At 60.7% G+C, this 8,700-nt stretch carries 6 protein-coding genes; 2 read left to right on the top strand and 4 right to left on the bottom strand.

Annotation, left to right across the window (positions count from 1 at the left end; translation table 11 throughout):
- Positions 1-77 precede the first annotated feature (77 nt).
- The 4 genes from FJ398_07685 to FJ398_07700 form a co-directional block, all read right to left on the bottom strand.
- Positions 78-845: a 3-oxoacyl-ACP reductase FabG gene (locus FJ398_07685; GenBank protein ID MBM3837836.1), complete on the bottom strand. Its 768-nt coding sequence runs from the start codon at positions 843-845 to the stop codon at positions 78-80.
- Positions 846-1,198: 353 nt separating this feature from the next.
- Positions 1,199-1,651 carry a D-tyrosyl-tRNA(Tyr) deacylase gene (locus FJ398_07690; GenBank protein MBM3837837.1) on the bottom strand — a complete coding sequence of 151 codons (453 nt, stop codon included), beginning with the start codon at positions 1,649-1,651 and terminating at the stop codon, positions 1,199-1,201.
- Between the two features lie 292 nt (positions 1,652-1,943).
- Complete coding sequence (locus tag FJ398_07695; protein MBM3837838.1) at positions 1,944-3,263, bottom strand: hypothetical protein; 1,320 nt, start codon at positions 3,261-3,263, stop codon at positions 1,944-1,946.
- A 19-nt stretch (positions 3,264-3,282) separates the two neighbouring features.
- Positions 3,283-4,614, bottom strand: coding sequence for a Gfo/Idh/MocA family oxidoreductase (locus tag FJ398_07700; protein MBM3837839.1), 1,332 nt, complete (start codon positions 4,612-4,614; stop codon positions 3,283-3,285).
- 287 nt (positions 4,615-4,901) lie between these two features.
- Between FJ398_07700 and ggt the strand changes: the two genes are divergently transcribed.
- The gene (ggt, locus tag FJ398_07705; GenBank protein ID MBM3837840.1) at positions 4,902-6,602 is read left to right on the top strand and encodes a gamma-glutamyltransferase; all 1,701 of its coding nucleotides are present in this window, start codon (positions 4,902-4,904) and stop codon (positions 6,600-6,602) included.
- Between the two features lie 715 nt (positions 6,603-7,317).
- Positions 7,318-8,646, top strand: a complete 1,329-nt coding sequence (locus FJ398_07710; protein MBM3837841.1) for a hypothetical protein — start codon at positions 7,318-7,320, stop codon at positions 8,644-8,646.
- Positions 8,647-8,700 lie beyond the last annotated feature (54 nt).

The following is an 8,700-nucleotide window of genomic DNA, read 5'->3' on the forward strand; positions in this document are numbered from 1 at the left end:
GAGGAAAGGCTCGGCAGGAGCCTCGCCCCACCGTCGTTAAGTGGTTGGTCAAAAAACGCTGGGACGCGCGGCCACTCCTACTGCGCCGTCCAGCCGCCATCGACGGTCAGCGTCGTTCCGGTCACGTAGCTGGAGGCATTCGACGCCAGGAAAATGACGGCGCCGTGGATTTCGTGGAGGTAACCCCAGCGGCCCAAAGGAATCTTTGCCACGAACGCCTTATAGACTTCCGGATTCTGCAGGAGCGGCAGGTTCATGGGCGTCTCGAACGGGCCGGGACAAATCGCGTTCACGGTGATGCCATTCGCCGCGAATTCCAATGCCTGCGTCTTCGTCAAGAGCACGATCGCGCCCTTCGTCGCCGTGTACGCCGGCCGTCCCGCCAGGCCCACGTGTCCGAGGATGGACGACAAATGGATGATCCGGCCCCAGCCTTTTTGGATCATGTGCGGCGCGACGGCTTTGGTGCAGAGAAACGGCCCGGTCAAATTGATGTCCAAAACCTTTTGCCACTCTTCCAGGGGCAGATCGATTGTGGGCTGGCGCACATTGATGCCCGCGTTGTTCACGAGGATATCGATGCTCCCGAATTCCTGGATTGCGCGTTCCACGGTTCCCGCGATTTCCGCCGGGTTCGTGACGTCCGCCTGAAGTCCCAGGGCGCGGCAACGGTGGGTTTCCGCGATCTGTTTGGCGGCCGTTTCTGCCTCGGCGCGATTGCGGCTGTTGATGAGGATATCGGCCCCGACGCTGGCCAGGGCGTTGGCCATGGCAAAACCCAGGCCTTTGGTGCCGCCGGTGATCCAGGCGACTTTCCCGTTCAGTTTGAAAAGTTCCAGGCTCATGACGCGCGCATCCTGCGGGAACGATTTTTGAAACGCAAGGGCAAGCGGCCCAGCATGGCAAGACCCGGCAAAGCCGCGACCGAGCCGTTACAACGTTAAAAGGTTAAATCGTTAAATCGGTTAAATGAGTGGGGTGACAAGTTTCACCTCGGCCTGCGGGCAATCTGGGCGTTTGTAGAACACGGGCTTTTTCGCAGACCCGGCTGCGAGGAAGTGGCCTCGCAGCCTTTACGAAAGGGGAACTAAGAAAATGAATCTCCGTTCCCTCTGTTACCTCCTGTTAAGATCCTCTCTTCTTGCGACAACAACTTTGAACTTGGAACCTTAAACTTTGAACACCGCAGATGCCGCCTTCATTCCTTCATCTTCGTATCGATCAGAATGGTCACCGGCCCGTCGTTGGTCAGGCTCACCTTCATTTCTGCGCCAAACTCGCCCGTGAGGACGGGGCGCCCCAAATCTTGCGTAAGCCGCCGTACGAAGGCCTCGTAAAGCGGGACCGCCGTCTCGGGACGCGCGGCTCGGCTGTAGGACGGGCGGTTGCCTTTGCGCGTGCTCGCGAACAGGGTGAACTGGCTGACCACCAAAATGTCGCCTTGCGCCTCCTGCACGGAACGGTTCATGACGCCCTGATCGTCGGGGAAAATTCGCAAGCGCACGATTTTTCCGCTTAACCAATCGAGGTCCTCGGGTGTGTCGGATTCTTCGACGCCCAGAAGCACCAGCAGGCCCTTCTGGATCGCGTTCTTGATTTGACTTTCAATGGCGACGGAAGCCGACGAGACCCGTTGGATGATTGCGCGCATAATTCGTCACCTGGAGTGCAGGGCAGGCATCTGGCCTGCCTGCTTGTTTCCTTGCCATCTGGAAGCCGTGCGCATCTCCAAATGAGGACGGGCACAGGCCGTAGCGCAGATTTGTAATCTGCCGTATCGCGGAATTGCATTCCGCAGGGGCCCGACGAGTTCCAAGGCTCTGGAACTTGTCGAAGCGCCGCCGATTGCAAATCGGCGATACGGCAGAGTGCAACTCTGCGCTACGCTTGGTGAGGTCCTTGCGCAGCACCCTCGTTCAGAGATGCGCCCCTGAAAACCTGCCCTACTTCTCAGAGGCGTATTTCTCAAATTGTTCCTCCAGCCATTCCTTCGACGCGCTTCGCTGGTAGATCAGGACGCGATAGCGGAACTTGCGTTCGCTTCCGGCCGGCAACGACCAATCCCCCAGCATCGACACCGCCGGATTGATCAAGCCTTGTTCATCGACCCGCCAGCCGGAGGGATGATTCGGATTGCTCGGATGATCCAGGATCGCGATGCCGAACGTTTCGTTGCCGAACAGGCGCTCCACGTTGCACCATTGGGCGCGCTTCTGTTCGCATTCCCGGCCCCGCAAGCCATTCGAATTGAGATGCGTCTGCTTCGGATTGGCCTGGTCCCAGGGCATTCGAGCCGCCAGGCCGCCCACGCCGAATTTGCCGAACGTCACGTCCTGGCTTCTGGCACGAAGGAGAAAATCAAAGTCAATGAAGTAGAACCCGGCGATTCCAGCGCTGCCCTGTTCCCGGGCGCCAGGTTCTCGGGCCGCATGCACAGCAACCGACTGCTCTTGCTCCAGGACTACACGGCCGCCGGGATCGACCAATTCCGTGAGCGATTTCCAAGACACTCGCGAGTCGGACTGATTCGATTCCAGCAGCTTCACGAAGCGCTGCCGGCCTTCGTCTTCCTTCCAGTAATTGAAGCCGTTGACTCGGTGGAATCCGGTGAAGATGCCGTGCTGCCAGGGATGATCGGCGGGCCGATTGTCCGTGAGCACGACGTGGCCGGAGAGATCGCGCACCGGATGAAGATACGGGCGCAACGCCGGGTCCAGGACGTGGGTGAGCAGTTCGAACCACGCCGCGCTTCCGGCGCTTTGTGCCAGGAGTCGCAGTTCTTTCGCGCCCCGCTCAAGCTTCAGCTTCACCGGGCCGGGTCCAATGGCAACCCTGAGCTGGAGCACGCAATCCCCTTGGGATTGGCGAGCGCCATGCACAGATCCGTGTAAGGCGCAGAGAGGACTCGCGCACTCCAGAAGCTGGCGGTGAGATCTTGCTTCATGGGAAGTTTCCACGGCCCTAAAGCCGTGCATACAGCCCATGAAGCGAAAACCGTGCGAACCGCAGCCTTTAAGCTGCTTCCGGCCCCGCTCTGGAGTTCGGCGTTGAAGCGGTCTAAAGGCCGCGGTCCAAAGAGACGGTTCAGGGGAAGCTTCCACGGCCTTCGAGCCGTGCACACGGCCCATGAACCTGAGACCGGGCGGACCGCAGCCTTCAGGCTGCTTCCGCGCACTCTCCGGAATCGGGCGTTGAAGCGGCCTAAAGGCCACGATCCGGGAGACGGGTTCATGGGAAGGCCTGATCCGTCGGCTCGGCTTCATGGGCGCGATTGGTAGTGATTCAGGACAACCCCGCGACTTCCCACCCCTTCCGATATTTCCTCCGCACGAATTGGCTCGCCTCCTTCTCGTTCGTGAACTTCAACGACTTGGCGTTCCACTTCAGCGTCGTCTTCGGGAAACGCGTCGCGACGCTGCCAAGCAAGACCGCTTCGGTGAGCGGCCCGGAATAATCGAAGTTCGCCGCAGCCGTGCCCTGGCCGCGAATCGCATCGACGAATTGGTGCCAGTGATTCGAGCTTTGAATGGCGGGAGGTTTGAAATCTTTGAAGTCCGCTTCCGGCAGCAGCTTGGGCTTCGCGACGTGGGGCAATACCATCACCCCTTTGGCGCCCAGAAACACCGATCCTTGATCCGGAATCTTCCCGCCGACCAGCGCGATGATTTCCGCCGGCGGACGCTGGTCGCCGTCGTACCACGTCACTTTCACTTCCTTCTCCGCCGTGAACGCCGTGCCTGGGAAAACGTAATGGATGATCGCGTCCGTGGCCCACGAATGATTGTTGGGCGGACCGCCTTCGCTGCGCACGCTGATTGGCGCGGTCAGCGCGAGCGCCTTGAACACCGGATCGTAAATGTGACACCCCATGTCGCCAAACGTCCCGGTGCCGAAATCGAGCCGCTTGCGCCAGTTGCCCGGATGGTACCAGCCGCCGCCAATGAACGGTCGCGGCGCGCACACGCCGATCCAGAGATCCCAGTCAAAGCCCGCCGGCACGGGATCGACGCGGGCGGGCATGGGCCCTGTGTCGCCCCACTTCTTGCTGCTCCAGGTGTGGACCTCTTTCACCTTGCCGATGGCGCCGTCCTGAACGAGTCGCACGGCGAGCCGATACTCGGCGTTGGAATGGATTTGAATGCCCATTTGTGTGACCAGATTCTTGCGGCGGGCGACTTCGGTGAGTTTGCGGGATTCGTAAATGTCGTGCGTGAGCGGTTTCTGGCAATACACGTGCAAGCCGCGTTGCAGCGCGCTCATGGCGATGGGGCCGTGCATGTGGTCCGGCGTGGAGACGTTCACCGAAGTCAGGTCCCTTTCCTTGTCCAGCAACACGCGCCAATCCGTGTAAACTCGAAGATCGGGCCATTTCTTTTTCAAATCGTCCGCTTTGGCCGGTTCCACGTCCGCGACGGCGACAAATTGAACGTTGGCGTGGCGGGAGATTTCCGTGAGATCCGCGCGCGCCATGCCGCTGGCGCCAAAGCTGGCGTGCAACACGCGTTCCGAGGGTGGAGCGCTGAGCAAGCGCGGCAGAAAAATCGGAGCGCCTGCGGAAGCGAGAGCCACTTGCTTGAGAAAGGAACGGCGAGTGCATTGGAGCGATTGGTTCATGGGCCTCTTCTAGCCGAACCACGTTTGAAAAACAACTTCGCAGCTTGGCGGACTTGGCGGAGCAAGCGACGTTCCTGGAAAACCTCCTTGGTCTGACTAACCTGGTAGGGCGAGTCCGTCCCGGCGAGCCGCTCCACGCGCGTTGAACACGTCGGTTCGGCTCGCTGGGACAGGCTCGCCCTACCGTCAGGTTCATGGGAACGGCCAGACGCGAAAGAGTCAAAAAAAGCCCAACAGGAAAATGAAATGGATATCCGCAGGCCTTGCCGTATTCTAGAGGCGCTGCTATGCGCAACCGATTTTCTAGCTTCTGCGTTCTCCTTATGTGGGCGTTTATCACGCATCCGGCTCAGGGCCAGGACCGGGTTCAAGCGCGGTCCATGGTCTTGTCCCGACACGGTATTGTAGCCACGGAACATCCGCTCGCCTCCCAAGCCGGCGTCTCCATCCTCGCCCAGGGCGGAAACGCGATCGATGCCGCGGTCGCCGCGAACGCCGCGATGGGTGTTGTCTCTCCGATGATGTGCGGCATCGGCGGCGATTTATTCGCGCTGGTCTATGACGCGAAAAGCCGAAAGGTCTATGGCCTCAACGCCAGCGGTTGGGCGCCCGCCAAACTGACACCCGAATTCCTGAAGGAGAAAGGGCACACCAACATGCCGCAAAACGGCATCCACTCCGTGACCGTTCCCGGCGCCGTGGAAGGCTGGCAGAAACTACTGGACCGATTCGGGGAAATGAAGTTTGCCCAGGTCCTCGCGCCAGCGATCAGGTACGCCGAAGAAGGCTTTCCGGTCTCCGAACTCGTGTCCGCGTATTGGGCCGATTCAGAGAGCTTGCTCAAGAAAGATACAAACGCGGCGAAGACATTTTTGCCCAAGGGCCGCGCGCCGCGGCTGGGTGAAGTTTTCCAGAATCCGGACCTGGCCCGATCCTATCGCGAGATCGCCCAGCAAGGCCGCAAAGCCTATTACGAAGGCAGAATTGCGCAGCGGCTGCTGGCCTACTGTCGCCAGCAAGAAGGCGCCCTGGAGGCGGCCGATCTCAAGGAATTCTCCGCCGAATGGGTCGATCCGATCTCAACGACTTATCGCGCCTGGACGGTCTATGAAATTCCGCCGAACGGCCAGGGCATCGCGGCGCTGTCGATGCTCAATCTCATGGAACAATTCCCTCTCGGCGAGTGGGGCCACAATTCCGGAAAGGCCCTGCACGTGATGATCGAAGCCAAAAAGCTGGCTTACGCCGACATGCTTCGCTACGTTGCGGACCAGCGGTTCAGCAAAGTGCCTGTGGCTGGAATTCTTTCCAAAGATTACGCCAGGCAACGTGCCAAGCTGATTGATCTAGACAAGGCCAACGCGCACGTGGCGGCAGGCAAACCGTTCGAGGGCCGTTCGGACACGACTTACCTTTGCGTGGTGGACAACGAGGGCAACCTCGTTTCTCTGATCCAAAGCAACTTCCACGCGTTCGGCTCCGGCTTGGTCGCCGAGGGCACCGGCTTTGCCCTGCAAGATCGCGGCGCGTTGTTCACCCTCGAAGCGAACCACCCGAATATTCTCGCGGGACGCAAAAGACCGCTCCACACCATCATCCCCGGTTTCATGGAACGCGGAGAACTGCGAATAGCTTTCGGCATTATGGGCGGGTGGAACCAGGCGCAAGCGCACGCGCAATTCGTTTCGAACGTGATCGATCATCGCCTGAACATTCAATCGGCTCTGGAGGCGCCCCGCTTCACCAAGCTCACCTTTGGCGGCAATGACGTCCGAATGGAAATCCGCGTCCCAAAGGACGCGCGCGCGGATCTGGAGGCTAAAGGACATCAAATCGAATTGCGCGGGGACTTTGCCCAGGCTGTGGGCGGCGGACAGGCCGTGATGCGGGACTTCGCCTCCGGCGTGAACTATGGAGCGTCCGATCCCCGCAAAGACGGAGCGGCCATCCCGGAGCCATCGGGCAAACCAGGCCGCAGAGGCCGGTGAAAAACCAAACTTTGAGCCAGATGCATCGTATGTGTCTAGCGTGGGGTAGGGACGGATTCCACTCCGTCCCAAATCAGGCCTCAAGGCTGATTGCCGCCCAGGACGAGACGATGGGCCAACGGAGGCCCCTGGTTTTCCGTTGTCCGTCTCTCCGTTCGGAGGACGCCTCAAGGATTAGTCAGGGACGGAGTGGAATCCGTCCCTACCAACGCTAACCACATGCTGTGCATCAAAGTTTGGTCCCGGACTGATTCTGTGCGCATCGGCATGAAGAAATGGCTTCTCGTGAGTCTTGTGTGCGTCATCGCGGCGCTCGTGATCGTTCCACGCGCCTTTTCCGCCAAAGAACCCGTTCACAAAGGCAAGAAGGTCAGCGCCTGGATTCGTGATTTGGCGCGGCCCTCCGCTCCACACCCGGCGGCTGAAGACGCTCTGACCGAAATGGGGGCAGCCGCAGTGCCTTATCTGATCGCTGCCCTCGACAATTCGCAATTGTTCCGTGACAAACCCGAGAGTTGGTTTGGCCCCAAGGCGCCCGTGCCAAACCAGCGCTACCTGTTTCCGCCTCGGAACGGCGCCATGGGGCGGCTTCACGTTGCAACGGTTTTGGGACGGATCGGTTGGCCAGCCACGAATGCGGTGCCGCGGCTGATCCGCCTGTTGACGGCGGACGTCCCCGCCGTGGTCAAAGGCACGAACACGATGCGACCAGAACGTGCGCCAGGCAGCAGCCACGGCGCTCAAGGAAATCGGGATTCCAGGCCAGGACGCCGCTCCACCGTTGACCGACCTGCTCACAAACCGGGATCCGCGAGTGCGCTGGTACGCTTCCGAATTGGTCACCAATGTTCAACCGCCACTGACGCGCGAGTTCATCCTGGGTCTCGCCGGCGCTTTGCGAATGGAGGATGGACGCAACCGCCCCAACATTCTGGCCGCGTTGAAAGGCTGCCAGCCCGCCGCCCACACAGCCTGGCCGGATTTGGTCGCACAACTCCAACACACGAACGCCGCCGTGCGCGCCAGCGCGGCCGAAGCGCTCGGCGTTTGCGCTCCGGCAACGGCGTCCGTGACCGAAGCGTTGGAACAAGCTCTCTGCGACGTGCAACCCCAGGTCCGCCTCGAAGCTGCCTTTGCGCTCTGTCAAATTGACCCGAGCCAGGAACCGCGCTGCACCCCGTACCTGCTCGATCGACTTCAGGACCCGAAAGTGTTCTGGAGGCGCAAAGCCGCGCGGTACCTCGCGGAGATGCGACTGACTTGTCCCGCAGCCATCCCGACGCTGAAATTCGTGTTGAAGGACCTGGACCCGGAAACTCGCCTGCTGGCGGCTCGCGCCATCGTTCAAACAGATCCTGATCAAGCCGACTCCGTGATCCCGGTCTTGCGAGACGCGTTGCTCGATCGCGGTCCTCAGCGCCGGACCCTGGCCGCAGCCCAAATCCTGGGTGACCTGGGACCCCGCGCGCGCGGCGCGGTTCCGGCGTTAGCCGAAGCCATCGACGACGCGTACGCGCCGTCAGCCTCGGCCGCAGCCGACGCGCTGGAAAAGATCGAACCCGGTCTGCTCCTGAAATTGAAGAACGATCCGGCTGCCAAGCGAAACCTTGTGTTGCCGGAGCTGATTCGCGCGTTGGCGGGAAGCCTCGAACTGCTCGGGTTCGCTCTGCAGTCGCTCAAGCGTTTTGGCGTGAACGCCCGGGACGCGGTGCCGCACATGATCGCCGCTCTGGAGCATCCCGATCTGAAAGATTCGCGGTATGATTGGGTCTGGCTGCGGGCCTTGGACGCATTTGGCGCGATTGGCCCTTCGGCTTCCCCGGCTGTTCCCTTGCTGGTTCAAGCGCTCCGCCACAAGACCGTCGCGATTCGCAGCAGTGCTGCGGCGGCGCTCAGGCGTATTGGGCTGGCCTCGACTGAGGTCATTTCCACCCTGGTCAAGTGCCTTAGTGGTCCATTTCATAAATACGCTCACGTTCGCGGCAAGGGATTTTTCGGCCAGACGAGGCGCGAGCGACGAGCATATCCCGAAGTGGATCTGTAAGGAGCAAGCAACGAAGTCTGGCGAAAAAGAACTGCCGCCCTTCGGGTTGCGCCG

The sequence above is a fragment of the Verrucomicrobiota bacterium genome (assembly GCA_016871535.1).
GTDB lineage: Bacteria > Verrucomicrobiota > Verrucomicrobiia > Limisphaerales > SIBE01 > VHCZ01.

Bases quoted from the DNA above. Each gene is read 5' to 3' on its own strand.
- FJ398_07690 (MBM3837837.1), bottom strand. From the start codon at position 1,651: ATGCGCGCAATCATCCAACGGGTCTCGTCGGCTTCCGTCGCCATTGAA.
- FJ398_07695 (MBM3837838.1), bottom strand. From the start codon at position 3,263: ATGAAGCCGAGCCGACGGATCAGGCCTTCCCATGAACCCGTCTCCCGG.
- FJ398_07685 (MBM3837836.1), bottom strand. From the start codon at position 845: ATGAGCCTGGAACTTTTCAAACTGAACGGGAAAGTCGCCTGGATCACC.
- FJ398_07700 (MBM3837839.1), bottom strand. From the start codon at position 4,614: ATGAACCAATCGCTCCAATGCACTCGCCGTTCCTTTCTCAAGCAAGTG.
- ggt (MBM3837840.1), top strand. From the start codon at position 4,902: ATGCGCAACCGATTTTCTAGCTTCTGCGTTCTCCTTATGTGGGCGTTT.